Source organism: Roseibium sp. SCP14, assembly GCF_040329475.1.
Lineage (GTDB): Bacteria > Pseudomonadota > Alphaproteobacteria > Rhizobiales > Stappiaceae > Roseibium.
The window spans coordinates 522,827-549,467 of sequence record NZ_JBDZYH010000004.1; the positions used below are offsets into that span (position 1 = coordinate 522,827).

The 26,641-nt window shown below is 55.6% G+C and carries 25 protein-coding genes; 14 read left to right on the forward strand and 11 right to left on the reverse strand.

What is annotated here, in order from left to right; all coding sequences use genetic code 11:
- The first annotated feature begins 213 nt into the window (after positions 1-213).
- The 6 genes from ABLQ08_RS19445 (at position 214) to ABLQ08_RS19470 (ending at position 6,282) form a co-directional block, all read left to right on the forward strand.
- Positions 214-387, forward strand: coding sequence for a hypothetical protein (locus ABLQ08_RS19445; RefSeq protein ID WP_352945311.1), 174 nt, complete (start codon positions 214-216; stop codon positions 385-387).
- Between the two features lie 361 nt (positions 388-748).
- Complete coding sequence (locus ABLQ08_RS19450) at positions 749-1,147, forward strand: hypothetical protein (RefSeq protein ID WP_352945313.1); 399 nt, start codon at positions 749-751, stop codon at positions 1,145-1,147.
- A gap of 561 nt (positions 1,148-1,708) precedes the next feature.
- Positions 1,709-2,434, forward strand: a complete 726-nt coding sequence (locus ABLQ08_RS19455) for a response regulator transcription factor (protein ID WP_352945601.1) — start codon at positions 1,709-1,711, stop codon at positions 2,432-2,434.
- The gene (locus tag ABLQ08_RS19460; RefSeq protein WP_352945314.1) at positions 2,431-4,035 is read left to right on the forward strand and encodes a sensor histidine kinase; all 1,605 of its coding nucleotides are present in this window, start codon (positions 2,431-2,433) and stop codon (positions 4,033-4,035) included. The genes ABLQ08_RS19455 and ABLQ08_RS19460 overlap by 4 nt, the downstream gene beginning before the upstream one ends.
- A gap of 514 nt (positions 4,036-4,549) precedes the next feature.
- Positions 4,550-5,680, forward strand: coding sequence for a type III PLP-dependent enzyme (locus tag ABLQ08_RS19465; RefSeq protein WP_352945316.1), 1,131 nt, complete (start codon positions 4,550-4,552; stop codon positions 5,678-5,680).
- 11 nt (positions 5,681-5,691) lie between these two features.
- Positions 5,692-6,282, forward strand: a complete 591-nt coding sequence (locus ABLQ08_RS19470) for a GNAT family N-acetyltransferase (protein WP_352945318.1) — start codon at positions 5,692-5,694, stop codon at positions 6,280-6,282.
- A gap of 40 nt (positions 6,283-6,322) precedes the next feature.
- Here the strand turns inward: ABLQ08_RS19470 and ABLQ08_RS19475 are convergent, their stop codons facing one another.
- Positions 6,323-7,426 (reverse strand): hypothetical protein, encoded by a 1,104-nt coding sequence (locus tag ABLQ08_RS19475; RefSeq protein ID WP_352945320.1) that lies wholly within the window; start codon positions 7,424-7,426, stop codon positions 6,323-6,325.
- On the opposite strand from ABLQ08_RS19475, the gene ABLQ08_RS19480 reads away from it, so the two are divergent.
- From ABLQ08_RS19480 to ABLQ08_RS19490, 3 genes are all read left to right on the forward strand, one after another.
- On the forward strand, positions 7,425-8,810 hold the full coding sequence (locus ABLQ08_RS19480; protein ID WP_352945322.1) for a homospermidine synthase: 1,386 nt from the start codon (positions 7,425-7,427) through the stop codon (positions 8,808-8,810). The two genes, ABLQ08_RS19475 and ABLQ08_RS19480, sit on opposite strands and share 2 nt — an antisense overlap.
- A 73-nt stretch (positions 8,811-8,883) precedes the next feature.
- Positions 8,884-9,228 (forward strand): hypothetical protein, encoded by a 345-nt coding sequence (locus tag ABLQ08_RS19485; RefSeq protein WP_352945324.1) that lies wholly within the window; start codon positions 8,884-8,886, stop codon positions 9,226-9,228.
- A 206-nt stretch (positions 9,229-9,434) separates the two neighbouring features.
- Entirely contained in the window at positions 9,435-9,773 is a 339-nt protein-coding gene (locus ABLQ08_RS19490; protein ID WP_352945326.1) for a hypothetical protein, read from the forward strand.
- 160 nt (positions 9,774-9,933) lie between these two features.
- Here ABLQ08_RS19490 and ABLQ08_RS19495 read toward each other — a convergent pair whose 3' ends face one another.
- Complete coding sequence (locus ABLQ08_RS19495) at positions 9,934-10,326, reverse strand: DM13 domain-containing protein (RefSeq protein ID WP_352945328.1); 393 nt, start codon at positions 10,324-10,326, stop codon at positions 9,934-9,936.
- Between the two features lie 417 nt (positions 10,327-10,743).
- On the opposite strand from ABLQ08_RS19495, the gene ABLQ08_RS19500 reads away from it, so the two are divergent.
- Positions 10,744-11,871 carry a helix-turn-helix transcriptional regulator gene (locus tag ABLQ08_RS19500; RefSeq protein ID WP_352945330.1) on the forward strand — a complete coding sequence of 376 codons (1,128 nt, stop codon included), beginning with the start codon at positions 10,744-10,746 and terminating at the stop codon, positions 11,869-11,871.
- A gap of 467 nt (positions 11,872-12,338) precedes the next feature.
- On the opposite strand, the gene ABLQ08_RS19505 is transcribed toward ABLQ08_RS19500, so the two are convergent.
- From ABLQ08_RS19505 to ABLQ08_RS19520, 4 genes are all read right to left on the reverse strand, one after another.
- Entirely contained in the window at positions 12,339-12,743 is a 405-nt protein-coding gene (locus ABLQ08_RS19505; RefSeq protein ID WP_352945332.1) for a curlin, read from the reverse strand.
- Between the two features lie 42 nt (positions 12,744-12,785).
- A complete protein-coding gene (gene csgH / locus ABLQ08_RS19510; protein WP_352945334.1) occupies positions 12,786-13,172 on the reverse strand; it encodes a curli-like amyloid fiber formation chaperone CsgH in 387 nt (128 codons plus the stop codon).
- A 69-nt stretch (positions 13,173-13,241) separates the two neighbouring features.
- The gene (locus tag ABLQ08_RS19515) at positions 13,242-13,676 is read right to left on the reverse strand and encodes a curlin (protein WP_352945336.1); all 435 of its coding nucleotides are present in this window, start codon (positions 13,674-13,676) and stop codon (positions 13,242-13,244) included.
- Positions 13,677-13,929: 253 nt separating this feature from the next.
- Positions 13,930-15,792 (reverse strand): adenylate/guanylate cyclase domain-containing protein, encoded by a 1,863-nt coding sequence (locus tag ABLQ08_RS19520; protein WP_352945338.1) that lies wholly within the window; start codon positions 15,790-15,792, stop codon positions 13,930-13,932.
- A gap of 229 nt (positions 15,793-16,021) precedes the next feature.
- Between ABLQ08_RS19520 and ABLQ08_RS19525 the strand changes: the two genes are divergently transcribed.
- On the forward strand, positions 16,022-16,591 hold the full coding sequence (locus ABLQ08_RS19525; protein WP_352945340.1) for an MAPEG family protein: 570 nt from the start codon (positions 16,022-16,024) through the stop codon (positions 16,589-16,591).
- Positions 16,592-16,610: 19 nt separating this feature from the next.
- Here the strand turns inward: ABLQ08_RS19525 and ABLQ08_RS19530 are convergent, their stop codons facing one another.
- Together ABLQ08_RS19530 and ABLQ08_RS19535 are read right to left on the reverse strand one after the other, a co-directional pair.
- Positions 16,611-18,425 carry an adenylate/guanylate cyclase domain-containing protein gene (locus ABLQ08_RS19530; protein WP_352945342.1) on the reverse strand — a complete coding sequence of 605 codons (1,815 nt, stop codon included), beginning with the start codon at positions 18,423-18,425 and terminating at the stop codon, positions 16,611-16,613.
- Positions 18,426-18,642: 217 nt separating this feature from the next.
- Entirely contained in the window at positions 18,643-20,226 is a 1,584-nt protein-coding gene (locus ABLQ08_RS19535; RefSeq protein ID WP_352945344.1) for a SulP family inorganic anion transporter, read from the reverse strand.
- 370 nt (positions 20,227-20,596) lie between these two features.
- On the opposite strand from ABLQ08_RS19535, the gene ABLQ08_RS19540 reads away from it, so the two are divergent.
- The 3 genes from ABLQ08_RS19540 to ABLQ08_RS19550 all read left to right on the forward strand — a co-directional run bounded on the left by ABLQ08_RS19540 (position 20,597) and on the right by ABLQ08_RS19550 (position 23,759).
- The gene (locus ABLQ08_RS19540; protein WP_352945345.1) at positions 20,597-21,385 is read left to right on the forward strand and encodes a substrate-binding periplasmic protein; all 789 of its coding nucleotides are present in this window, start codon (positions 20,597-20,599) and stop codon (positions 21,383-21,385) included.
- A 127-nt stretch (positions 21,386-21,512) separates the two neighbouring features.
- Complete coding sequence (locus ABLQ08_RS19545; protein WP_352945347.1) at positions 21,513-22,691, forward strand: aminotransferase; 1,179 nt, start codon at positions 21,513-21,515, stop codon at positions 22,689-22,691.
- A 36-nt stretch (positions 22,692-22,727) separates the two neighbouring features.
- Positions 22,728-23,759: an asparaginase gene (locus tag ABLQ08_RS19550; protein WP_352945349.1), complete on the forward strand. Its 1,032-nt coding sequence runs from the start codon at positions 22,728-22,730 to the stop codon at positions 23,757-23,759.
- A 12-nt stretch (positions 23,760-23,771) separates the two neighbouring features.
- Here the strand turns inward: ABLQ08_RS19550 and ABLQ08_RS19555 are convergent, their stop codons facing one another.
- The 3 genes from ABLQ08_RS19555 to ABLQ08_RS19565 form a co-directional block, all read right to left on the reverse strand.
- Positions 23,772-24,221: a GNAT family N-acetyltransferase gene (locus ABLQ08_RS19555; RefSeq protein WP_352945351.1), complete on the reverse strand. Its 450-nt coding sequence runs from the start codon at positions 24,219-24,221 to the stop codon at positions 23,772-23,774.
- A gap of 209 nt (positions 24,222-24,430) precedes the next feature.
- On the reverse strand, positions 24,431-25,801 hold the full coding sequence (locus ABLQ08_RS19560) for a TIGR03808 family TAT-translocated repetitive protein (protein ID WP_352945352.1): 1,371 nt from the start codon (positions 25,799-25,801) through the stop codon (positions 24,431-24,433).
- Positions 25,802-25,974: 173 nt separating this feature from the next.
- The gene (locus ABLQ08_RS19565) at positions 25,975-26,448 is read right to left on the reverse strand and encodes a YHS domain-containing (seleno)protein (protein ID WP_352945354.1); all 474 of its coding nucleotides are present in this window, start codon (positions 26,446-26,448) and stop codon (positions 25,975-25,977) included.
- Positions 26,449-26,641: the final 193 nt, after the last annotated feature.

The window sequence follows — 26,641 nt, forward strand, 5'->3', positions numbered from 1 at the left end:
GGGTCCTGGATCTTGTGCAGACCGTCCCACAAGTCCATGACAATTGGCTGGCAGGTTTTCTGATTAGTACCGTCATTGAGATCGTACTTGGGGTGTTGGTGTCTCTGTGGGCGATTAGGGCGAGTCTGAACAAGCACAAATTGCGCAGGCCTCAAAGAACAGCGGAAAGCTGAGAACTAGAATCGATGACCTTAAGCATCGGGAATTAGGGAAATGGACCCAAAATTCGACAGGCTTGCTTCCTTCTTCTTCTATGCCGTCATCGGGATTTTTCTAGCGGCCTTGGCCTATCGCATTCTGCCCGAGCCTTTCGATTGGTGGGGGGCTGTTGGGGTGTTCTTGGGAAGTGTGTTGCTTGCGCAGATTAAGTTTAGATTTTTTCGTTGAGCAATTGATGAGCCGAAGCATGAGTGGAAATTCAATAGCAAATCCGAATTGGCAATAGCTTTGATGAACAAAGAAACATGGCGGCGGAACTGCTTGCTATCGATAGTGGTGGTTTGCTGACCGGTTTACTTTGTTGGTTGGTTAGTTGAATCGAATTCTCGTTACTTGGACAAACTGTTGTATTGGTTGCTGCTAGGTACAGGGTGTTTGATAATTCTATTTTTGAGAAGTCGTTCGCGAAGATAAATCGAAACAGTATTATGCTGAAGACAAGTGAGCGGCGCGCGCAATTTCGTGAATTTGGAAAACAGTTGCCAGGACTTGGTTGGGGCGTTTGTTTGCCAAGATAGGAGCAAAGTTCATGAGAGTTCCAAGCGTAGTCTCATCTGTAGTTTATTGCTTGGTTGTAAGCGTAACCATTTTTTGGTTTATCGCTTTGGATTTTGGATGGAAGTTAAATTTTAGTGATATGGGAGAAATAAGCGATGTTTGTTCTTTGGTACTTCTCATCTCAGTAATTGTCATACTGTTTGCGCTAATACCTTTCGTCTTTTTGGTGCATATATTAAACGCATGTTCCTGCAAAGGAGTGCTGAACTATGTACCATCTGGTGTTCTTGCAGCTATCTTCTCACCGGTGGTCTTGGGTGTATTGCAGAGCGCCTCAGCCAAAGAAACCAGAGTGTTGATTGTGGCTGGTTGCCTTGGTGGTCTGTCATCATGGCTAGTCGCTTTGCCATTCTTGAAGAAGAATATCTGACTTTAAACGGGCTCTGTAACCCTCTTCTCGGTATTGCTCCTTCAGTCACTCATTTGCACAAAATCTGCAAAGGTCGTGACCAGATCCTGCAACTGGATGGATCAGAAAAGCTGTCATGACTTATTCGGCGCTTTTCAAAATCAGATCCGTTGCTCGGCTGTTTGCTGCCATCCTACCGACCACCGTCCTTGTCACCATGACGGTTCCTACCGCTGCAGCGCCGATTGGGGCAGAAGCGGGTCAGGCATTAGCCGCTCCCGGTGAGGTTGCCTTTGCTTCCCTTTTTCTGAATTGCTGTTCAAACCTTGGTTCGGAGGCGGCGATCGGGTTGCTTCTGCTGCTTGCGGTCGGATTGTGGGTCAGGATCCTGCCCCGGAATCTCTTCCGGAAACCGGACACCAGGCTGACAAATTCGAGATGCAAGACTGAGGTGCTTTTGGATACTTCCCTGCCGCGCAGTTTGCGGCGGGATGGCTGGTGGCTGGAAAGCTAGGCGCGGCTCGGGTATTTCTTTTGCTTCGGCAAGCGTTTGCCGGAACCATTCTTTCAGGACCGACGACATTGCAGACGAAAACCATTCTTGTTGTTGATGATGATCCCCACATTCGCGAAGTGATCTGTTTCGCGCTTCAAAAAGCGTCCTATGGCTGCGAGATCGCCACAAACGGCAAGGAGGCACTGGACAAGGTGACGCTCTGCGATCCGGCCCTGATCGTGCTGGATATCGGTCTGCCGGAAATGGACGGCCTCGAAGTATGCAAACACCTGCGAAGGACATCCGATGTGCCGGTGCTTTTCCTGTCTGCGCGCGACGACGAAATCGACCGCATCGTCGGCCTGGAAATCGGTGCCGACGATTATGTGACCAAGCCATTCAGTCCCCGCGAACTGATTGCAAGGGTGGGGGCGATCCTGAAACGCTATGGCGCACCGGTACAAGACACATCACTCAGCAACGGCGCAAGCCTGAAACATGGTGTTGTTGAATTGGTGAAAGAGCAACGGCTTGTGCAGGTTGACGAACGCCCGGTGACGCTCACCGCTATTGAGTTCGATATTCTGGCAGCGCTGCTCAGCCGGCCGAAGATCGTGTTCACACGTGAGCAGATCCTGGAAAAGGCCTACAAGGACAACATTCACGTTTCCGACCGCACGATAGACAGCCACATCCGCAACATCCGAGCCAAGCTGGGGGCGATGGGGTGTGCAAGTGCCATTGATACGGTCCATGGTGTCGGCTTCCGGTTGGGCGCCTGTCAGATCGATCCGGACGCATCGACCGGATGATGCGGCTTTCACCGTCTTTCCGGGACAGATGGCGCCCGCCGCTCAGTGTGGTCGTGGCAATGGTTCTTTGCATAATGCTGCTGGTACCACTCGGCGGCATCGTCTTTTTCAGGGTTTATGAAAACCAACTCATCCAGACCACGGAAGCCGAGCTGATTGCCCAATCTGCCGCCATAGCTGCCGCTGCGGCGGAACAGCTCAAAACGGTTGACCCGGAAACCCTTCCGCTTGGCCCGACGGCGCAGCCGCCGCAGACGCAGTATTCCTACCTGCTGACAACGATTGGCGAATGGTCGCCGCAAACCTCGATGCTGGACCTGAACAAGACGCCGATCCTGCCGGCGAGACCCGATGCGAGAGAAACGGACCAACAGGCTCATCCCGTCTTGGAGGAGGTCGGCAGGCAGCTGGCTCCCATCCTAGTAAACACCCAGAAACTGACACTGGCCGGGTTCCGTGTGCTGGATGCGAATGGCGTCGTTGTTTCCGGACGCAGTGAGATCGGTCTTTCCCTAGCGCATGTCGATGAGGTCAGGAAAGCGCTTGGCGGCAGATATGCCAGTGCGTTGCGTGAACGGATCGTCGACAATCCCCAACCGATCTACTCCATCAGCCGGGGAACGGCGGTCCGGGTGTTTACCGCCTTGCCCATTGTGGTTGACGGGCGGGTTGCCGGTGTTGTCTATGCCTCGCGTACTCCCAGCAACATTCTGAAAGAGATGTTCCTGCAGCGCGAGACAGTGCTCTGGATGCTCGCCTTCGTTCTGGGCGCGACTTTTGTCGTCGGCTTCATCTTTGTGCGTGCGATCTCGGGACCGATCAGAGCGCTGACTGCCCGTTCCCTGAAGATCGGCAGCGGTGACAGGGAGGCACTGAAGCCGCTTGCTATCCACGGCAACCGCGAAATCCACGCCCTTTCGACCAGCATGCTCGACATGTCGCGCAAGCTGTTTGACCGCAACGACTACATCAACACCTTCGCCAATCACGTCACACATGAGTTGAAGTCGCCGCTGACCTCCATTCAGGGAGCAGCTGAACTGCTTCTAGATGGCGGGGAGGAGTTGACCGAAGCCGAGCGGGCGAAGTTTCTGGAGAACATTTTAAGCGATACTGCGCGCGCATCGCTGCTGTTGAACCGGCTCAGAGCACTTGCCCGCGCCGAAAGCGTTGAAATTGGCGGGGCCTGTCACCTGGCTCCGGTGCTTGGTGAGATCAATGGCAGGATCGATGGTTTGAGTGTTTCCTGGAACAAGGACTGCGAGCTACCGCTGTCAGAGGAAAACGCGCGGATCGTGTTCCAGAACCTGATCGAAAACTCAAAGAACCACGGAGCAGGCAGGGTTGAGGTTATCGTTTCCGGCGTAGGGGAGAACCTGAAGGTTACCGTCAGCGATGACGGTGAAGGGGTTTCTCCAGGAAATGCCGAACATGTCTTCGATCTGTTTTTCACCACTCGCCGGGAAAACGGCGGCACAGGCATGGGGCTTGGCATCATTCAGGCTTTGCTTCATGCCCATGAGGCGGCCATCCGCCTGGTTCCAGGGCAGAGGAAAGGTGCCAGCTTCGAGATTGTCTTCAACAGGCAACTGGGGCGTTAACGCCAGCTTTGTCGCCGAACCTGAAAAAAATGAAGTCAGCCAAAGATTTTCTCTTGCGCCGGACCGCAAACGGGCGCATATAGCGCTCGCCCAAATTCGCACGTGCCCGAGGTCGTTCATGGGATGCATTCCAACGAACATCTCTTAAGGGGCTGCTGCCACAAACACCGCCAAGGGGCGGGCAGTAGATCCGTACGGCTTAAAGCAACGACGTAAGAGGGCTTTTTTGGTCTCTGCCGGGGTTTCCAACCTCCGGCGTCACTGAAGAGGCACTTGTTACATCCTTGCCCGACGTGCGGCTCGGTATCTCCGATCCAATCAACGGCATTCCCGACGCGGGAAAGCGTTGCGCTGTTCGTCAGCAGCAATCGCCCAACCGTCGCTGCAGTCAACCCGGCCTCCGGTTCCATCCCGGGGGAGGCCCGGTGCGTATTGCAGCACCCTGCGACGTGAACTGCAGCGCGCCAGCCAAAGGAAAGCGCGCCTGCAGCCAGATTTGAAAGGGGTGATCCCCATGAGCGAACGTATCCGCGACTTTCTGCGACGACGTGACGATGATGGTCCGTGTGTTGTTGTCGACCTCGACATCGTGCGTGACAATTTTCAGGCCTTTGCACGGTCCCTGCCGGACACATCCGTCTATTACGCCGTGAAGGCCAACCCTGCACCCGAAATACTCACCCTTCTGGAAAGCCTCGGATCGTCATTCGATTGTGCGTCCGTCGGCGAAATCGAAATGGTTCTGGCGACCGGTGCAACAGCCGACCGCATTTCCTACGGCAATACCATCAAGAAGGAGAGGGACATTGCGCGTGCCTTTGAACATGGCGTCCGGCTCTTCGCGGTCGACTGCGTCGAAGAAGTTGAAAAAATCGCCCGTGTCGCTCCCGGCTCAAAAGTCTTCTGTCGCGTCCTGTGTGACGGTGTCGGAGCAGAATGGCCGCTCTCCCGCAAGTTCGGCTGCGACCCCGCGATGGCGTCCGACGTCCTTGAGCACGCTCACCGGCTCGGCCTCGAAGCCTATGGTGTCTCTTTCCACGTCGGCTCCCAGCAAGCCAACCTGCAAGCCTGGGATCTCGCTCTCGCCATGGCGGCAGGCGTCTTCAAGGAAATGGCGCTGCGCGGCATCGACCTGAAAATGGTCAATATGGGTGGGGGCTTTCCGACTCGCTACCTGAAAGACGTGCCGGGCGTTCCCAGCTACGGCGAAGCGATCTTCCGCGCCCTGAGCAAACACTTCGGCAACCGTCTGCCATCCACGATCGTGGAGCCGGGCCGCGGCATGGTTGGCAATGCGGGTGTGATCGAGGCCGAAGTGGTTCTGATTTCCCGCAAATCGGACGAAGACGAAATCCGCTGGGTTTATCTCGACATCGGCAAGTTCCATGGCCTTGCCGAAACGATGGACGAAGCAATCCGCTACCCGATCCGCACGCCGAAAGACGGCGATACGACGACGCCCTGCGTCTTGGCCGGCCCGACCTGCGACAGTGTCGATGTGCTTTACGAAAAGACGCCTTATGAGCTGCCGGTCAGCCTGTCCATTGGTGACAAGGTCCTGATTGAGGCCTGCGGTGCCTATACGACCACTTATTCCTCTGTCGGCTTCAACGGTTTCGCGCCGCTGGCGTCCTTCGTTATCTGAGGCGAAGAGCCGTGATTACGATTGTCGATGAAGCGCCGGAGCATTTCGGCGCCCGGGAAAGGCTGCTCGACCTCTGCTTCGGGGACGAGCGGTTTGCAAAAACTTCCGAGCGGGTTCGCGAAGGCCGATTGCCGGTGTTCGCTTTCTCCGCCCTGGTCGAGACCGGCACATTGGCGGGTACGGTGCGGCTGTGGTCCGTGGCGGACCGCAACGGTTGTCACAGCCTGTTGCTCGGACCACTCGCCGTTGCCCCTTGTCATCAAGGCAGGCAGGTCGGTGACCGGCTGATACGTCATGCGTTGGGGCAGGCCGCTACCCGTGGACATGGATCGGTCATTCTGGTCGGCGACCCGGCCTATTACGAAAGATTCGGATTTGCCGGGGGCTTGCTGGGTGGGGCTTCGTTGCCGGGACCAGTTGACACAAACCGGTTTCTCGGACTGGAGCTGGTTGCGGGATCCCTTTCAGGCCTCAGCGGTGAATTGACCGGTACCGGCATCGCCGATCCGGCACATTCCCTTGCCGTTCCGGGGCGAGGTTTGTTCCTGCCAAACGCATCCAATGGCGCGCAATCTGGCAAGAAACCTCAAGTAAACACTTGAAATTCGGCGCAAAACCGGTCACAGCTAGTCGAAAGCGCAATTAGTGCGCTTCTGTGCAAAGGGCAATATCCGGCTTGCCAACCCTGACCAGGTTTGAAGTGTGGTGTCGGATTATTGCCTCCAGAACGACTGGAGTTTGGAACATGACCGACGAGAGCAACGGCGGCGAGCCAGGAAAGACGACCCGGAAGACCTCCCGCAAGCCCGCCAGCAAAACCGCTGCAAAGCCTGCTGCCGCGCGCAAACCTGCAACCAGAGCTTCGAGCGCAAAGTCGCGCGCCGCAAGTAAGCCGGCTGAGGCCAAGGCGACTGCAACAAGGTCCTCCGCTTCCAAGGCCGCGACCGCCAAGCCGTCAGCATCCAAGCCAACTTCCACGAAACAGGCCTCCAAACCGGCGGCAAGCAGAAAACCGGTGACACGGGCAAGTTCCGCCAAATCGGCTGCAGCAAAATCAACGACGCCGGCATCAGCAAAGGCAGCTTCCGGTAAGACTGTGACCAAACCAGCAGCCGCAAAACCTGCTGCAACCAAAGCCGCAGCAAAACAAGCTGCGACGAAACCAGCCGTTGCAACAAAATCAGCTGCTACGAGGTCCAGAAGCACCAAACCTGCTGCCGCAAGACCGGCGCCAGTGAAAAAAGCGTCAACCACGCCATCAAGGAGCTCAAAACCGGCTGCCGCAAAACCTGCAGCGGCAAAAGCAGCAGCTGCCAAGGCGGCGGCAAAGCCTGCTGCTACCAAGTCGAAGAGTGCTGCCAAGGCTCCGGCTGCCAAACCGGCATCGGCTAAGCCTGTTGCTGCCAAGTCGCCATCTGCAAGATCGGCAACGACAAGGTCGGGTGCGGGCAAACCGGCTGCAGCCAAACCAACCGCGGCAAAACCGGCAATGGCCAGGTCAACGGTGAGCAAACCCGCCGCAAGCAAGTCGGCCACCGCTTCACGAACCACTGCCAAAGCGGCAGCAAGAAAACCAGCAGCGCCAAAGCCCGCAGCATCGAAACCGGCAGCAACCAAACGAGCTGCTGCCAAGCCGACGGCGGCGAAAACACCGGCGCGCAAGGCTCCCGCAAGGAAACCTGCCCCGAAAGCGGCTGCACCTGCCAAATATCCGATCCATGGTACGATCTCCGGCCCTTTGGTCATGATCGGACTTGGATCGATCGGCAAGGGAACGCTGCCTCTGATCGAGCGGCATTTCAATTTCGACAAGAACCGTTTCACCGTGATCGACCCTGTCGACACGGATGCCAAGCTGGTCACGGATCGTGGCTACAAGTTTCAGAAAGTCGCGCTTACGCCGGAAAACTACAAGGACATTCTGACTTCGCTTCTCACGGAAGGTGAGGGGCAGGGGTTCGTTGTCAACCTGTCGGTCGATACGTCTTCACTCGACCTGATGAAGCATTGCCGAAAGCTCGGTGCGCTTTACATCGATACGGTCGTCGAACCATGGCCGGGGTTTTATTTTGACGACAATGCCAGCGCAGCCGACCGGACCAACTATGCGCTGCGCGAAACAGTACGCAAGGAAAAGAAGAAGAAGCCTGGCGGCACGACAGCCGTTTCCTGCTGCGGTGCCAACCCGGGCATGGTGTCCTGGTTCGTGAAAAAGGCCCTTGTCGATATCGCAACCGATACCGGCGTGGAGTTCAAGGAGCCCACAAGCCGCAAGGGCTGGGCGAAGTTGATGAAAAAGGCTGGTGTAAAAGGCATTCATATTGCCGAGCGTGATACGCAGCGCGCAAAGGAGCCGAAACCGCCCAACACTTTCTGGAACACATGGTCGGTGGAAGGGTTCCTTTCAGAAGGTTTCCAGCCTGCCGAGCTTGGGTGGGGAACGCACGAAACCTGGAAACCGAAAAACGCCAAGAGCCACAAGAAAGGCTGCAACGCCGCGATCTACCTTGAGCAGCCAGGTGCAAACACGCGGGTTCGCACCTGGTGCCCGACACCCGGACCGCAATTCGGCTTCCTGGTAACGCACAATGAATCGATCTCGATTGCGGATTACTTCACGCTCGAGAACGGCAAAAAGCTGTCCTATCGGCCAACCTGTCACTACGCCTACCATCCGGCCAATGATGCGGTCCTGTCGCTGCACGAACTGTTTGGTGCCGCCGGCAAGGTTCAGGATACGTTGCACGTACTTGAGGAAGGCGAGATCCAGGATGGTATCGATGAACTCGGCGTACTGCTCTACGGTCACTCCAAGAACGCCTACTGGTATGGTTCGCAGCTGTCAGTGGAAGAGACACGCAAATTGGCGCCTTACCAAAACGCCACTGGGTTGCAGGTAACCTCCGCCGTCATTGCCGGTATGGTCTGGGCGCTGGAGAACCCGGAAGAAGGCATCGTTGAGACTGACGAGATGGACTACAGGCGCTGTCTTGAAATCCAGATGCCGTATCTCGGTCCCGTCAAGGGGTACTACACCGACTGGACACCACTCGATGGCCGCCCGGGCTTTTACAAGGAAGACCTGGACAAGAAAGACCCGTGGCAGTTCCGGAATATTCTGGTGAAGTGATTTACCTTTGAGAAATACGATGAGGCCTCATTCAAAATGAGGCCTTTTCTTTTTGTGTTGGAGGTGGGCAAACATGTCTGATTTGATGGATGCTATGGGTCTTGGCAACTTTCTCCTCGGAGCCCATTTGCTCGTTTTTGCGATTGGCGCGCTTATCTGGCTCCTTTGGCCACCAAAGAAACCAAGGTGGCCGAACTCTCCGGTCACGGGAGGAGTTTCGATACTCGTTTCTGTCTATTTCGCGTTTCGAATGCTCAACGACATTCCGGAGCCGTCCTCAACGGGTACGGATGCGCAATGGTTTCTGATTTTTAGTGTTCTTACTCTTGGTGCTTTGCCCTTGGTTACACTGTTTTCGTTTTTCGTCTCTGGGATAATTGTCGGCAATTCGATATCTGACCGCCTGGTGAGGCGTTAGAGTGCCTCGTGCTGGAACAATCTGTGTTGGGGCTCAGATGCAAATATTGGTGTTGGTCTGGAATGTGACACAATTCATTCCTACCTAAGTCCGGCCGCTGAGCAAAACCTCTTCAAATCAGCGACGTCTGCCGTTGGCCCCGGATCATTTCCCCGGTTGCGGCGTAAATGATCTGTAACAATTAGAACGTTTCAGGATTTCTTGTGATGAGCATTCTGTTCGATGCAGGCTTGCTGCTGCTGGATGTGGCTGTGTTTTCGGGGGCCGTTTTCGGCTATTTCATCGTCTCGCGGATTTTTCAGTCGAAAAGGCGGAGCGGGCTTTTGAAAGGTGACGGTGCGGCTTTTCTTATCGCCGGAGTGCTCTTTGCCGTCTTCACAGTCAGCTATATCGAAATTTTCAGTTTGGCTTTCCGCCTGCCGTTTTCAGCCTATACCGACCTGGCAATCGGATTGACCGCGGTTGCCGCTGCGATCGCCGTGGCATTCGGGGCCTCAAAGCTGATGCTGAGGCGGAAGGCATCGCTGCCTCTGAAGGTTTCGTGACACGCTGAGCAACTGCACCGGGCACTCGATACGGGTTAAGGGTCGAGCGACCGCCGTTGAACAGGTTATCCCGGCTTGGAGCCGGGGTTGTTGCACAGGATTTCGCTAATCTCAGGGAGGCGTCATTGAGAAATGGCGCACTCCCGTCCAGAGAAGGTTTCTAGTTGCCGAGCTTGGCAACCCCAAGCGGCACATTGAACTTCCGGCACCAGATATAGATTTCGTTGTAGTCAGAAACGTTCACGCCGTTCTTGACACGATAGCTCTGCTTGCCCTTCAGGTTTTTCAGTGCCCCAAGGTCTGTTCTCGCATCATATTTGCCGTTTCGGCCCAGGCCGACCCGGGCGTCGGGGGCTCCGTCGAGGCTGAAGTCGTTGAAAAGAACCACGGAACTGGACGTCAGTTCAGCTTTTCCAGTCGTGACATGATTGCTGCGGCCGGAAAACTTGCCGGTTCGCCCCTTGCTTCCGGCCCAGGCTGAAGCGCTTCCAGCGAAGAGGGAGGCTGCTGCAAATCCAGCGGCGAGGTTCAAGATTTGTCTGCGGTTCTGCATAAATTGCTTCCTTCCTAAGAGGTGCCCGAAAATTCCTCCTGGATTTGACTCAATTGCCGGTCGGCGAGCGGGCGATAGGACTAACGTCTGCGCGCGAAGAATGGACCGGATTTTCAGAGCATGAGTAGTCACAAGTTGGCGAGAGAAAGTTGACCACCTCTTCCCTTGCCTTGGTTGACTTGCTTCCTAGCAAAAAATGTTTGCCGGAGTACTTCTCAGCTTTTCCGGTAGCAAACCTCAATTGATCCTGTGGCGGAAGACTGGTGATAGATTAGAAGTCATCGTGCAGAAACCGTTTTCCATCAGAATAGATTTGCATAATGACGAAGCGTTAAGCCGTTGGTGGTATTGAAAGTCTTGAATTCATGAGGAGCTAACTCTAGCTAGATAGTGAAACATCATTCGGCAGGGGGCAGAATGACGGTTGATCACAATAAGCTGAATGCCGCGATTGAGCAGTTCTATGAAGCGGCAGTGACACCTGAACTTTGGCAAGGCGCGATGCAGGCAGCAACGGATGCGCTGAATGCAAAAAGCTGTCACTTCTTTTCTCAGAGCTTTACGGATGAACGTGACGACCTGTTCGTGACGATCCGCATGGATCCTGATTTTCACCGTGATTACCTTGAGACCTATGCCGATCTCGACGTTCGGTTTCCAAGAATCTTGAACGGACCGGTCGGAAAGGTTCTTCATGGTGATCTGCTTTGGACTGAAGACGAGCGCCTGGCGAGCCCCGTCTACCACGAGAACTTGCTTCCATTTGGACTTTATGAAGTAGCCGGTGCCCAGCTGGCGATGCCTGGCAGGCTGAGTTGGCTCGGATTTTCTCTCTACGAAGAGGAGCCTTGGAAGCCAGCGCAGCTTGCTGCCCAGCAACATCTTTTGGGCCACGCGCGCCAGGCATTGAGAATTCACCTTGAGTTGTCCGAAGCCCGGTCCCGTGTGGATACGCTTGGCACGGTTCTTTCACGCAAAGGCATGGGGGTCATCTTGTTGACACCCAGGGGAAAAGTCCTCTTTGCCAATTCCGAGGCCGAGGAGTTGCAAAAACTCGGACTGTTCACGATGGCGAACCGGAATCTGATCTTTCGGGATTCAGGATTGAACTTCCGATTTGCAACTGCCATGACTTCGTTTGGTGCACAACCTCTTGGTCACCTCTCCATGGGGGCTCAGGAATGCGTGGCACTTGCAGACCTGACGGGACAGCAGATCGGTGTGAGATTTCTGCCTCTTCTCGGTGGGATCGATGGAAGCGGTAGCGTGCTGGCTGTTACATTCGTTCCGATGGATACCGGCCCCGGACCGGATGTTGAGGAGATCAAGAAGTTTTCCGGACTGTTCGGTTTGACCGTGAGCGAAGAGTTTGTCCTGACTGCAGTTGCATCGGGACAAGATCTTTCGGCACACAGCCGTAAACGCGGGATTGCCATCGATACCGCGCGCAAACACTTGAAAAACGTATTGGCAAAAACCAACTGTCGCTCGCAGAAAGATCTTTTGCGTCTGGTCGAACGATTTTGTTTCTTCAAGATGCGCTAGCGCGCAACCAAGCTTGGGCAAACAAAAAAGGCGCCGCCGCAAATGCGGCAGCGCCTAAGCACACTATGATTTGAATAGTTTCTTTCAGAGCTCGGGCAATCCAGCCGAAGCCGGTGTCCAAGCTCCAATAAGCATAAAGTATTCGGTCGACCGCAACGATGGGGCAATCGAATTGTCGCTCCGAGCGGATACGGGTTCTACAACCATGCACACAATCTCAAGGCGACTTTCCATGTAAAGCTAAGTTCAATCAGCCTGATGTTGCGCCCCCCATATGGGGGGTATCGCTAAGGAAGGGCGATTCTCCTGATGCGTTTAGAAGTTCTTGCAGGTGCTGAGTGAAACGGCCATCGGGAAAGAGATATTCCTTTGCTGCGGCAACTGAACGGAAAATTGTCGCGTTGAGCGCGGAGCCCGGCATGACCGGACCTGGCGCTGAGAACGGAGTGTTCAACCGGGGTGCGCATTTACCAGCCGAACTGGAAGGTTGTACCGGTCCGGCCATGTCCGTTTTGCACGACGTGCCCATTCGTGTTCCGACCAAACTGAAAGAGGCCGTATGCATTGTCGTTGCCGTTCTGCCGGATGGTTCCATTGTGGCCATTTCCATCCTGAATGACGATGCCCTGGTTGCCAAACCCGTTTTGCAGAATCCCGGCAGCATTGCCGAAACCGTTCTGCTTGATGCCACCTTGCTTGCTCATGTCATTGGCCATGGCGGCAGCGAAAAGCCCCGCGCGCATCAGTTGATGCTGTTCGGCACTCTGCGGGTTCAGGGTGAAGCTGAAGGAGCCGCCTGCCAGAGCGGGTGTCGCGGTTAGAGTGCCGATCGTGGCGGCGGCGATCATCATGCGTTTGATGGTCAGTTTCATTGCTTCTTCCTCCGGGAAATCAATTCAGGTTGGTATCGGGTTTCAGATCCGGTCGCCGATGAGCACGCTGCATTCATGGGTTTCCCCATCCAGCTCGAATTTGAGGCGGGCGTCGTAGACCCCGTCCCTGCCGAGTACGACGCGACCGGTTTCTGCCTTGCCGCTGTTGCCGATTTCAAAGACACCGCCCTGGCTTGTTGAGGTGGATCCAGCTGCGCCGCCTCCTTTCACAGTGAAGCGATACTCGCCTTTCTGCCCGGCAGCGCCGTTGGCAATTCCCGTGAGGGCGATTGATCCACGAGCGGTTTGCGACGTGATGATGCAGGCGTTTCCGGTTTCATGGGCCTGGGTGACATCGGTTGCGTAGTAGGTGACGCCGAAGGCTGCGATCAGTGCGGCGAGGCCGGCGGCTTTGATATTGGTCTTCATGGTATCCTCCTTGGGGCCCCTCGGTGGCCATTTGATCAGGCCACCGAAGTCCGGGGAGCGGGTATGAAATTAAGGACAGGTCTGGACGAAAGCGGCGACGTTGTCGGAACCTGTCTGGTTCACCGATGCATCGCAGCCGTGACCAACCTGGACGCCGGCTGCAATGTTGCCGTTGCCGTCCTGGGTCATGATTGCATTGTGGTTGGTGCCGAACTGGCCAACGCCGGCTGAATTGCCGAAGCCGTTCTGCCATGTGTCGGCAAAATGATGTGCTCCAGTCTGACCGACTGCTGTTGTGTTGTGGTTGCCGAACTGCTTGGCAATGGTTTCATTTGCATGACCATCCTGGAAAACACCGATCAGGTTGTTGAAACCTTCCTGGCTTCCGCCGGTGACGTGACCGAAACCGAACTGCTCGATGTTGATGCCGTTTGCATATGCGGGCAGGGCGGCTGCGGAAAGAAAAAGGGCTGCAGTCGTGCCAAGAACAACTTTGCGGAACATTTCTGACTTCCTCCTGTCGGTGCGGCGGCGCCGCGTTGCGATGACAGGAGCGAACTTAGTCAGCCCGTTTGGAACTCGTGCTGAATGTGGCGTTCAGCAACGGTTCATTGTGTTGTTCAAATTCGGGCAGTCGGCCTTTTCAGGAACATCTATCGGGTGTGAGCCTCTGCTGACAGACAGCTGTGAGCCCATCGGGCTGAGGGACAAGTCGAAGGATCTGCTGACAAGTCGCGTGCGAGGAGAGTGGGGAATGTTACTGCACAGTGTCTGACACGATCAGGCGAACCACTTGCAGCGCCTCTGCCTTGCCCTTCACCATTTGCGCACCGATTGTCTGCATATGGAAGTCTTCGTCGAGATTTTTGGCAACTTCCTCTGATACCAGAATGACGACTTCGGCATCGGGATCTATTTCCTTGCCGAGGCTTTCCAGTCTTGCCGCCGCATTCACGGTATCGCCGATGACCGTATAGTTGACCCGTTCCGGCGCGCCGATATCTCCAACCACCAGCGGACCGAGATGCAATCCGACCCGAATGCGAACAGGTGATTTCCCTTCAGACCTTCGCTTCTGATTGTCTGCATGGATCGCTCTGGCCATACCGACGGCCGCGCGCGCGGCATGTTCGGCCGGGTTGTCCAGATGATCGGGAGCACCCCAAAAGGCCATGACGCTGTCACCGATATACTTGTCGATCGTGCCGCCGTTCATGCGGATTTCAGCGCCGAGAAGAGACAGATGGTGGTTGACGAATGCAGCCGTTTCAGTGGCGGACATGCCCTCGGATGCGGAGGTGAAGCCGGCAATGTCGGTAAACAGCACCGCAACCTCGCGTTCCTCAGGAGGTGCGTCCGCGCGGCCTTCCTTCAACAGCTTGAGCACCAGCGCCTTTGGAACGTAGCGCCGGAAAGCATCGAGGCCGCTGACCATGGAATTGAACCCGCTGGCAAGATCATCCAACTCACGAACAGAGCTGCGCGGGAGCTCCTTGACTGCGTCCAGATCGAGTTTTGCGACCGCGCGTGCACCCGTTGCGGCTCTGCGAATTGGCTGCCCGATCCGGTGCGCCAGAAGACCGGCACCTACCAGGGAAAGGCCCAGAAGCGCGACGCCGATGACAATGGAATCGGTCAGCTGGTCCAGGGGCTGTTCCAGAATGGCTGCAGGAAAGTGAGCTCCGATGGCAACCGGCAGACCCGATAGGCCTTGCTGGTCATTGTCCAGGATCACAAAGCGCTTGTCGTTATGCTCGTCAAAGCCAAAACGCAGCTCATGACCTTCGCCAATTCCATAACCTGCAGGATCTACCTCTTCGGTCAGGTCAAAGTTTGCGAGAAAACTGTCTGGGACATTTTCAATGGCAATGAGCGGATTTACCGGAGACAGTTGGTCGAAAACCCTACCCAGCTCCGGATGTGCAATCACATCATTGCTGTCTGGATTGATCATGAAGACCGTGACCAGGTTTGTCGAAATTTCGTCAGTGATTTCCGAAAGACGCTGCACCGACATCGCCATGATCACCAGACCTTCATAGCGACCCTCGTCAAGAACAGGCTGGACATGGGCGACATAGGTATGTTGGCGGGCGCTGTAATATTGTGGTTCAGTCCAGAAGGCAGTCGTCTTTGTTGCTGAAGACTGGATCAGGTTCGCGAGCGCGTGTGTCTTGTCGGTGACGGGTACAAATTGTGGAATGAGGATACCGTCGCCCGCACCTCGATCTATCTGGATGAAGTTTCCGTTCCGGTCGGCGACGATAACGAAGGAAACGTGCTCCATCGAAGAAAGTGCTCCGAACAGGTAGTCGGCGACTTCCTGCGGATGGTCGATCAGGATACTGCCGGTATTGAGTGCGGCAACAGTAAACTTGCTGGCTTCCTCAACCGCCTCGATCTGATCTGAAAAAGCCTGATCGAGGGCGCCGAGCCCGACATTTATCAGTTCGCCCCCAAGATCGCGCACCACCTTTTCCGAGGTCGAGGCCTGAACAAGCAGCACCAGCGCGGCTGTTATCGATACAAAGGCCCCGATCACGGTGGTCAAAGTCGGGGTGATGTGGAAGCGCCGGTTGATGGATAAACTCCTGCCTGCAGATCGGAAAACTTCTCTCAATCCATATCGCGGGTGATTGATCAGGGCAAAGTAATCGCGTGCAAATTTGCTGTTCCGGTGAACTTTCTTCTTGAAAACGTGCAAATCAATCCGAACTCATGCCTCTTGCATTTCATTCCAAGCCACTCGATCTTGATCCGGTCAGAGGAAACTAGTTGGATAAAGTTTGGCAAACGTTGTTCCGTGGTGTTTCTCGACATCAAGTAATTTCAATGGAGAACTTCAATTCATGGATTTCGTGCAAGACGAACGCAGACAACGAGCTCGTTTCTTCATTCTTGCTTATCCGTTTGCATTGATCGCGATCAGCCTGGTGCTGAATGTTCTGCTTTTTGGAATTCATCCGATTGCAATCGCACTGCCAAGTAAACCGGTGATCATTGCGCTGGTGATCGCAGCCGTCTTGCTTCTGGCCAATCACACCTGGCTGATGACGACAACCGAGCTGACGCGAGTGAAATTTGGAATGTACGCAACACCTGAGGAATGGCAGGCAAGTGGCAGGAAACGCGAGGATACAGCTCCAAAAGGCCTGGAAGAGCTGGAAAGACGGCACAACGCGCATCGCAATAGTACGGAAAATACCGTCTATTTCGTGCTCCTGGTACTTGTGTTCAGCGTCACTTCACCGGCCGATACCGCTGCAGTCGTCTGGATTGCGGGTTTCGGTGCCGCGCGGCTTGGCTATTCGTTCAGCTACCTGACGGGCAGGGACGGTTTGCGCGGGCTCTTCATGAGCCTGAGCCTTTTATGTCTCTATGGCCTTGCAAGTTATGCGGCGCTGGCTGTGATTGCCTGATCGAAGCCCTTTCAAAGCTTCAAAACAGTAGTCTCACCACCTGGAGCGGTTCGACACGTCCCTTGACCATTTGCGGTCCGATACGTTCCTGGCGGATGTCGCCGCTCAGGTTGGAGGCAATTTCCTCAGACGCAAGGATCATGACTTCGGCCTCCGGGTCGATCTCCTTGCCAAGACTTTCAAGTCGAGAAGCTGCGTTCACCGTGTCGCCGATCACCGTGTAGTTGACGCGGCCCGGTGCGCCGATGTCGCCGACGACCAGCGGCCCGAGGTGAATCCCGATCCGAATGCGTACCGGTGGCTCGCCGCGAGATACGCGCTCCAGGTTGTCCGCATGGATCGCCGTTGCCATGCCCAGAGCCGCGCGGGCTGCGTGTTCTGCCGGGTTGTCCAGGCGTTCAGGTGCCCCCCAAAAAGCCATGACGCTGTCACCGATATATTTGTCGATAGTCCCGTCCTGCCTGCTGATCTCCTCACCAAGTATCGAAAGATGGTGGTTGACGAATGCAGCGGTTTCGGTTGCCGACATCCCCTCCGAAGCCGAAGTAAAGCCGGCGATATCGGTGAAGAGCACGGCGACCTCGCGTTCTTCGGGCGGTGCGTCGGCTCGGCCTTCCGACAGGAGTTTTTGCACCAGCGTCTTGGGGACATAGCGGTTGAAGGCGGTCAAGCCACCAACCATCGCATTGAAGCCCTTGGACAAATCATCCAACTCACGGATCACGCTGGAAGGAAGCGGGTCGACGGCGCTCAGGTTGAGATTCGCGACATCCTTTGCGGCGACAGCGGCTCTTTGAACCGGGCGGGCAATCCGGCGCGCCAGCACGATGGCGCCAAGCAGGGACAACAGAAGCAGACCCGTGCCGACAAAAATTGCGGTCGTCAGTTGTTGAAGAGGCTGATCCAGATATTCCGCTGGAAAATGGACGCCAATACGGGCCGGCATTCCCATGAGGTTTTCGTTGTTCTGCTCAATGATGACGAAGCGCTTGTAACCGTCGTTATCGTAGCCTGCATGGAGATCCAGACCTTCGGCAATGTCGAAGGTCGAGTTCTTGATTTTCGGCATTTCGCTGAAGTCGGACAGGAAGGTATCGGAGACCTGACTGACATGAAGGAGAGGGGTTTCCGGAGTAAGTTTGTCGAAATTTTCGAAAAGCACCGGATGGGCAATGACTTCATGCGTTCCTTCCTTCAACAGAAAGACCGTGATGTCCTCTGTCGAGATGTGCCAGGTGATGTCGGACATCCGCTCAAGAGACATGCCGGTCAACAGACTGCCGCGATATTTTCCATTCTCATAGAAGGGGTGCGTATAGACGAAATAGGTGTGTTCGCGGCTCGGCATGAATACCGCTTCGCTCCAGAACGGAGCTGTTTGCTTCGCCGCTTTTTCAGTGAGCGGTATCAGCGAAGGAATTTCCGATGCGAGCTCTACTGCTCCGGCCAGCAGATGGCCGTCCGCATCGCCACGGTCAACATCAATGCCTTCGCCGTGCTCATCTACCAGAACCAGGAAGGAGACCCGGTCCATCGGAGCCAGGGCGCCGTAGAGGTAAGCGATTATCAGCTCAGGGCTGTCGAAACTGAATTCGTTCCTGTCCCAACTGGCTTCCGTGTATTTTGCCGTCTCTACAACGGCGTGGAGCTGTTCGATGAAGGCTATTTCCGAGCTCTCCATGCCGAGATCGACCACAACGCCGCCCAACTGCCGGACGACCTTTTCAGATGTCAGTGCCTGAATGATCAGGATGGAAGCGGCGGTCAGCAGGACAAATGTTCCGATGACGGTCGCCAGGGTCGGGGTGATGAAGAGCTTGGTGCGAAACGACACAGTGTTATCCCGGTTGCATCTTTAAGCGCTGCCAGACCTTACCAGCACGAATTGTCAAAGGAATAGTGCAACTTCGAAAACGAGGCGTGAATTCGGCTCGGGGTCGACAGAACCTGACAGAGCGAAGTTGAACGTAAATCCAAAGAAAAACCCCGAAGGCAGAAGAGCCAACGGGGTTTGATGATCTTGTCCGGTTTGCTTAGACCGGCGGGCGCCCTCAGGACGCCTTTTGCGGTTCGTCGAACGTATGGCCGTAATCGACCGCGACTTCATAGTCCGGATCTTCAAGAACCGAGACTTCCACCAGGTTTCCGGCTTTGTGAAGCAGTTTCTGGCAGTCGGGCGACAGGTGGCGCAGATGCAGGCGCTTGCCGGCTGCCTCGTATTTGGAGGCAAGTGCATCGATGGCTTCCAGACCGGAATGGTCGACAACGCGGCTGTCGATAAAGTCGACGACAACGTCCTCCGGATCGTTTTTCAGGTCGAACAGATCGACGAAGCCGGTGGTGGAGCCGAAAAACAGCGGTCCGGAGAGACGATAGACCTTCCAGCCTTCCTTGCTCTTGCCGATGCGTGCGCTGATGCGGCTGGCTGCGTTCCAGGCATATGCGAGGGCGGAGATGATGACACCAACGACAACTGCCACCGCGAGGTCGGCGTAAACAGTAACGCAGGTTACAACGATCATCACCAATGCATCGGTCAACGGGATCTTGTGCATGATCTTGAGGCTGGCCCAGGCGAATGTACCGATCACGACCATGAACATCACACCGACCAGCGCGGCCACTGGGATCTGTTCAATCAGCGGAGAGGCAATCACGATGAAGGACAGCAGGAACAGGGCCGCAGCAATGCCGGAGATGCGGGTGCGGGCGCCCGACTTCACGTTGATCATCGACTGACCGATCATGGCACAGCCGCCCATGCCACCGAAGAAGCCGGTGACGATGTTCGCGGTGCCCTGAGCCAGGCATTCCTTGGAAGCGCCACCCTTGGTGTTGGTGAGATCGGCAACGAGATTGAGCGTCAGCAGCGACTCAATCAGACCGATTGCCGCCAGGATCAATGCATAGGGGAAGATGATCTGCAGGGTTTCAAGGTTCAGTGGAACCATCGGAATGTGGAACTCGGGCAGACCGCCCGCGATGGATGCCAGGTCACCGACCGAACGCGTGTCGAGGTTGAAGCCAAGCACCAGCGCTGAAACCACGAGGATACCGGCCAGAGGTGCCGGGAAAGCTGTGGTGATTTTCGGCAGGAACCAGATCACGGCCATGGTGAGAGCGATCAGGCCAAGCATCAGATAGAGCTGTGAACCGGTCATCCAGGCCAGTCCGCCGGCACCGTCCGGAACCTTGAACTGTCCGAGCTGGGCCAGGAAAATCACGATAGCGAGGCCGTTCACGAACCCGAGCATGACCGGGTGCGGCACCATGCGGATGAACTTGCCCCATTTGAGCGCGCCGACGATGATTTGCATGATGCCCATCAGCACCACCGTGGCGAAGAGGTATTCGACCCCGTGCTGGGCAACAAGCGAAACCATGACAACCGCAAGAGCGCCGGTCGCACCTGAAATCATGCCAGGGCGGCCGCCGATGCATGCGGTGATCAGACCGACGAAGAAAGCCGCATAAAGACCAACAAGCGGATTTACACCGGCAACAAAGGCAAAGGCGACGGCTTCAGGCACCAGAGCCAGTGCAACCGTCAGACCGGCGAGCAGCTCCGTTTTGATGCGGGAGGCATCAAGTTTGGTCGATTGTACAGGCGCAGGGGCCTCGGCACGTGCGGACAAGTCGAGCTCCAGTCGTTCACTTGTATGGTTGCGAAGGTCAGCCAAGTTGCCTGGGTCAGGCTTATTGACCTAAATCAATTTTGGCCCTTGTAGTTGATTTACTGCGCGGCAGCAAGGTTTCGATTGAATGGCTGCCATGCTGTTTCGATGGAACGAGTCCTTTTATCGTTTCGCGGGATTGCTCGGTCATAATGTACTGGAAGTAGTTAGTTGGAAACTTGAAGGAGAGTTTGCAACCTTCGTGTGTCCAGTAAGTTGCAAGATTTCGGCATTGATTTTGTAGAATGTTGTGAAATTTTATTCTGATCCGGTTGGTTAAAATTAACGAAGTTGATAAGTATAACTACATACTATTTGGTGATGCCACATAATGACTGTCGAAGGATGGTTGCTAGAGGTTGTAGTTTTGCTTGGTGCTCGTGTCCGGTTGATTGGGGCGTTTCTATCCGTTGCCTTGGCAATCGTCCCGGCGCGGGCATCCGACATGGTGATGGCAACAGATGATTGGCCTCCCTTTCGCATTTCCAGCGATGCCGGGCTGATCGGACTTGATCTGGAATTCATCGAAGAAGTCGCACGAAGGACAGATGCCGGTCTCAAGGTCATCAAGATGCCTTGGGGACGTGGATTGGCTTCAATGGAAAGCGGTGCCGTCGATGTCATGACCGGACTGGCCTACCGGGATGACAGAGCGAAATACATTGCTTACACCGACACGCCCTATTTCAAATGCACTACAGCGTTCTATACGGTTACCGGTCGCGGAGACCAGATCAGATCCTACGAAGACCTTTACCGGCATCAGATCGGCTATGTTCTGCATTCCGCCTATTTCGAGCGGTTCGACGCTGATCAGAACCTCGACAAGATCGGTGTGCCGCAGGAGCAGACGCTCGTCGATATGTTGGTCAAAGAGCGCTTCGCGGTCATGATCGGAACAGATTGTCAGGTCGACTATCATGTCGAACGGCTTGGTCTTTCAGGATCTATCGAGAAAACGCCCTACAATCCAGGTAACAAGGTCGATCTCTATCTGGGTGTTTCAAAACGTTCCGAATGGGCCCTCCGACTTGACGAGTTGAACCGTGTCGTCAAGGAATTGCTCGAGGAAGGTTTTGTCGACAGGATCGCTCAGGAATTTTACGGGGGACGGTCCTGATCTCGTTTAGGTCATGGGGCCATCTCGCAGCGGACCTGTCCGGGCATGCATCCGGATCATTCACGAAAACACTCGACGGAAATTTCGGGTCGGACTAGAACCGGCATAACCATTTGCCGGAGGGAACATGAAACCGACCAGCCCGGTCTTTGCCGGAATCGATACGACAGTCTTTGAAACCATGTCTCGCCTCGCCATGGCCCACGGTGCGGTGAATCTGGGGCAGGGTTTTCCGGATGTGGACGGGCCGCTCGATATTCGCGAAGTTGCGGCCAGGGCGCTTGTCGAAGGCCCGAACCAGTATCCACCCATGTTGGGCGTTGCGGAATTGCGTCAGGCAGTTGCCGAGGCGAACAGGCGATTTTACGGTCTGGAGGTCGATCCGCAAAGCGAAGTGCTGGTAACGTCCGGCGCGACGGAAGCGCTTGCCGACTGCATCTTTGCGCTGGTCTCGCCAGGTGACGAAGTGGTTCTGATCGAGCCGCTATACGACTGTTATCTTCCCCTGGTACAACAAGCTGGCGGAATCCCGGTTCGTGTTCGAGTGACACCTCCCCACTGGGACCTGGACAAAGCCGCGCTTCGGGCTGCCTTTTCTTCAAGAACCAAGGCGGTTCTGATCAACAATCCGATGAACCCGACGGCGAAGGTTTTTTCCGAGGATGAATTGCAGCTGATTGCCGATCTTTGCCTTGAACACGATGCCTACGCGATTTGCGATGAAGTCTACGAGCATCTGGTTTTCGACAATCAGAAGCACAAGCCTTTGATGGCCTTTGATGGCATGCGTCAACGAACGGTTCGTATCGGCTCAGCCGGAAAAACGTTTTCGCTGACCGGCTGGAAGGTCGGTTATGTGACCGGTCCGGCGACTTTGATGGATCCGATTTCCAAGGCCCATCAATGGGTTACCTTTACCACGCCGCCTGCTTTGCAAAAAGCGGTCGCCTTCGGCCTGCAAAAGGACGACAGCTACTATTCAGGACTGGCTACCGAGTTGAGCGGCAAACGCGACCGGATGGCAAAAGGATTGAGGGCACTCGGCTTTACAGTGTTGCCGTGTGCGGCAACCTACTTTTTGACCTGTGGAATTGACGGCCTGAACCTGGGAAGCTCCGATGTCGAGGCCTGCGAGAGACTGGTCAAGGAGGCAGGTGTTGCAGCCGTTCCGGTTTCCGCATTTTATGGGGATGACGCACCAACGGGTTTCATCCGGTTCTGTTTCTGTAAAAAGGATGAGGTGATCGATGAAGCTCTTTCGCGCCTCTCGGCATTTTTGACTGCGGCCAATCCCGAATCCGCTTAGCTTGGAACATGTAATCTGATCAGGATGAGAAACTTCATGGACAATCCGACTCTGGTAGACGTCACCCGCGGCAAGCTGACTGAAAGTCTGCATCGGGGGAGCGTCGCGATTGTTGATGCGGAAGGCAAGCTGGTTTGCGGGATAGGCGATGTCGATGCGCGCGTGTTCCCGCGTTCCGCCATCAAGGCGCTGCAGGCTTTGCCCTTGGTGGAATCCGGTGCGGCCGATGCGCTTGACCTGACCGATGCCGAATTGTCCCTTGCCTGTGCTTCCCACAATGGCGAAGAAGTTCATGCCAATTCTGCTCGTGTCATGCTCATGAAAGCAGGATTGAGCGACGATGCGCTGGAATGTGGGCCGCAATGGCCACAGCGCATGGAAGACGCCGCCAAGCTCATCCTGGCCGACGAGACGCCTTGCGGGCTTCACAACAATTGTTCCGGCAAGCATGCGGGGTTCCTTGGACTGGCCAAGGTCATGGGCGTCGAGACCAAAGGGTATGTGGAACCGGATCATCCGGTTCAGCGTGAAGTGCGCCTGGTGATGGAGCAGATGACCGGGGATACCCTGTCGGAGGATGTCTGCGGTACTGATGGCTGTTCAATACCGACCTACGCATCGCCGCTAAAGAGTTTTGCCCGGGCATTTGCCGCGTTCGGGACGGGCGAGGGGTTGGACCCCTTGCGCGCAGAGGCCGCTGAACGGATCTACGACGCCTGCATCAACGAGCCTTACATGGTCGCTGGTGCGGGTAGGTTCTGCACGCGGGTCATGGAAGGCTTTCGTGGACGCGTCTTTGTCAAAACCGGCGCAGAAGGCGTATTTTGCGCGTCAATTCCCGAATTGGGATTTGGCGTTGCCCTGAAATGCGAAGATGGTGCAACGCGGGCCTCGGAAGTCATGATGGCGACCATCCTGGAAGTCATGCTGGAGCTTAACGAAGATGAAGCCGCGCTTCTGGACAGTCTGGTCAATCCGTCGATCCTGACCCGGCGAGGTGCCGAAGCCGGTCATATCAGGCCCCGCGATGAATTCCTGTCTCTGCTGAAATCTGCCTTGCCAGGGTAAGGTTGAGATCCGTCATAACTTCTTTGCCATCAGAATCTTGTTGCCGGTTCTTGATGTTTCGTGCCAACCAAGGTGGGTGTAGAGGGAAACGTTCTCCGGCATGCCGACATGAGTGGCCAGCCTGAGTTCGGTTGCACCTTGTTGCTTTGCGAACCTCTGAACGGTTTCCATCAGTGCCTTGCCGATGCCCTTTCCCTTTTGACCCGGGTCCACGGCAATGTTTGCAAGATGGGCATTCCCGTTTTCAATGCCCAGAATTGCAACGCCTGCTATCAGACCCGAGGTTTCGGCAACAAATACGACCTTGTCGGCAATATCCTCACGAAGCCCTGCTGACACATCCGGTAAGTCAGGCAGCCGCGCTTTTGCTGATGAATAGGCACGATCGATACAATTCTTGAGAGCTTTAGCATCCCGCATGTGCGCGCGGCGGATTTCTGGCTGGTCGCTTGTCGAGTTCATTGGTGTTCCGCCATGCCGTGTCGCTCTGGTCCTTTTTCCGCTTAAGCCCGTACCCGCGCACCGAGCCCTTTGTGGGACACGTTTCATCTGGACTACGTTGGCAAACAGCGGACGATCCAAGTGGTAACAAACTTTCCTAGAACATGAGCTTTGCTTGAAAGCTCCGCAAGAGGCCCTCACGGAGATTGGAGTTTCCGTCTGATAGATAGTCACGCAGCAATCTGATTGCCGCTGACTGTCAGATTCGGGAACCTGGAGGCGTCATTGAGCTCACCCGTTGCCTTTTCCAACCAACGGTAGCCGTTGATGGCACCTGATTTCGAACCCTGAATGATGTTGTTTGTGATGATTGCGGAGCCGGCGCCGTCCACGACAGTCACGGCGATACCGGTTCCGCAATCACGGATCACGTTTTGAGAAGCTGCGATGTTGCGCAGGTAAGGCCCCCAGCCCAGCAACATGCCGAATTTGGGAGCCCCTTCAATGACGTTGCCGGTCAAGGTGGTGTCAGCTTCCGCCACGATGCCCATGCCAAAACCGTCAACTTCCGGCGGGTAGGGGCCGTCTTCGGAAATGTTGCGAACGAGGTTACCCGAACAGACCGCCATTCGGCCGCCATCCATGAAGTTGGCGATGGAAATTCCTGTCGTGCCGCCGTCAACGATGTTGTTGGAGATTACGGCTCCCTGGAAGCCGAACTCGGAATAGATGGCAACTTCTCCGGAGCGCAAACACGAATTGCCGATGATCTGCACGTTTGAACCCGTGTTGGAGCGTATGGCGGAAAAGGCGCAATCCGCGACACGATTGTTGGAAATCATCACACCGTGAGCGCGGAAAACGTTGATACCGTTGCCAAACTGACCGGTGCCGCCATAGCGTGCGCCGATACGCTCAACCCTGTTTCCTGATACGATGGTTCCGTCTTCACCTTCGCGCCAGCGATGCACCCAGATGCCACCGTTGGCGCAATCGGTTACCGTGTTGCCGGTTATGGCAAGTCCGGTCGCTTCGTTGGATCGAAGCCCGGCTTCGGCGGCGCCGGATATTCGGCAATTGTCGACACGGCCAGAGCAGCGATCGAGCACAAGGCCTGTCTTTGAAGATCCGGCGATTTCGCAATTGTCCAGCGTGACATTGCGCACACCGATGAAATGCAGGAGACCTTCGGTGAAATCACCGATGGACCGATTGGCACCATCGAAGGTAATTCCGGTCAGACCGATATTATTGACGCCCTCGGCTCTGATCAATTGGCCTCCGCCACCCTGGTAGACCAATTTTGTCCGGCCTGGAACACCGACGATGAGCGTTCCGGAAGGCAGGCGGAGATTGGCGACCGGATAAGTGCCTGCAGGCAGAAACAGCGCCCGTCCGCGTTCCACGGCCCTGTTCACCGCATTCTGGAACTGCGCGGTCTGGTCGTCGGCGGCATTCGGAATCAGGCCCAGATCCACCGAATCGATCGATCCTCTGAGATCCGCAATCTTCATCTGCGCGTTTGCTGCCGTCCCGGAAAGGAACAAGGTTGTCCCGGCAAGAAACGCGCGGCGGTTCAGTTTTGCATTTTCACGTGTCATCGGCCTTGCCAATCGCTGTCAGCGTCCCGAGTTGGGATTCGCGTTGGTTCTTGACCTGAAAACAGCAAGAGGCGTGCCGGAATGCGCAGAATTGCGCTGATCTTCGTCTGAAATAAAAAACCGGTCAGGCATGCGCCCAACCGGTTTTTGTGCTTCAGAAAGGTTCGCGAAGCTTAGAGTTCACTCGGATCGGTGTCCTTGATACCATCCCAGTTGCCGTCAGCCGTGTTGACGAAGCCCGGAATGTCCTTGTTCCAGCGTTCCTGGATGCTTTCAGACAGGTTCAGGTAAAGCTTGCCGTCAACGATCTTCCAGAGATCCGGATCGCCATCAACCTTCACGCCCATTGCGGTGCCGAATGCGCAGAAGCCGCCATATTGCGGAAGATACTTGTCCGGGTCCTGCTTGAACAGGTCGCGGTTTTCTTCAGAAACAAAACGATAGGTCGCTCCGTTGTGGACTTCGGTGATGGAAAAGTCGCCATCCTGCGGGGCGCCGTTGGTGAAGTAGGAGACGGGATCCACGCCGCGCAGGGCAAGGCCGGTGATAGTTGCGTTGACGTCGAAGCCAGCACCGAATGCGCTGGAGATGAGGCCACCGGCAACAACGAGCGCAGCGACGGAACCGCGAACCAGATTCTTGAACATAACGAAAAACTCCCAAAGGGTTGAACTTTTGCCAGCGCGGAGGAGATTGCCCTGATATTCGTTTTTAGGTACCATTTGGTTCCAAACTGAGCGGGCTACGCTCAATCCCGTGCCGGTGAACCCAAGATAGGGTTAGGAACCAATCGGTACAAAACACAACGGCGTGAGGACAAGGTGATCCGATTGTGAGGTC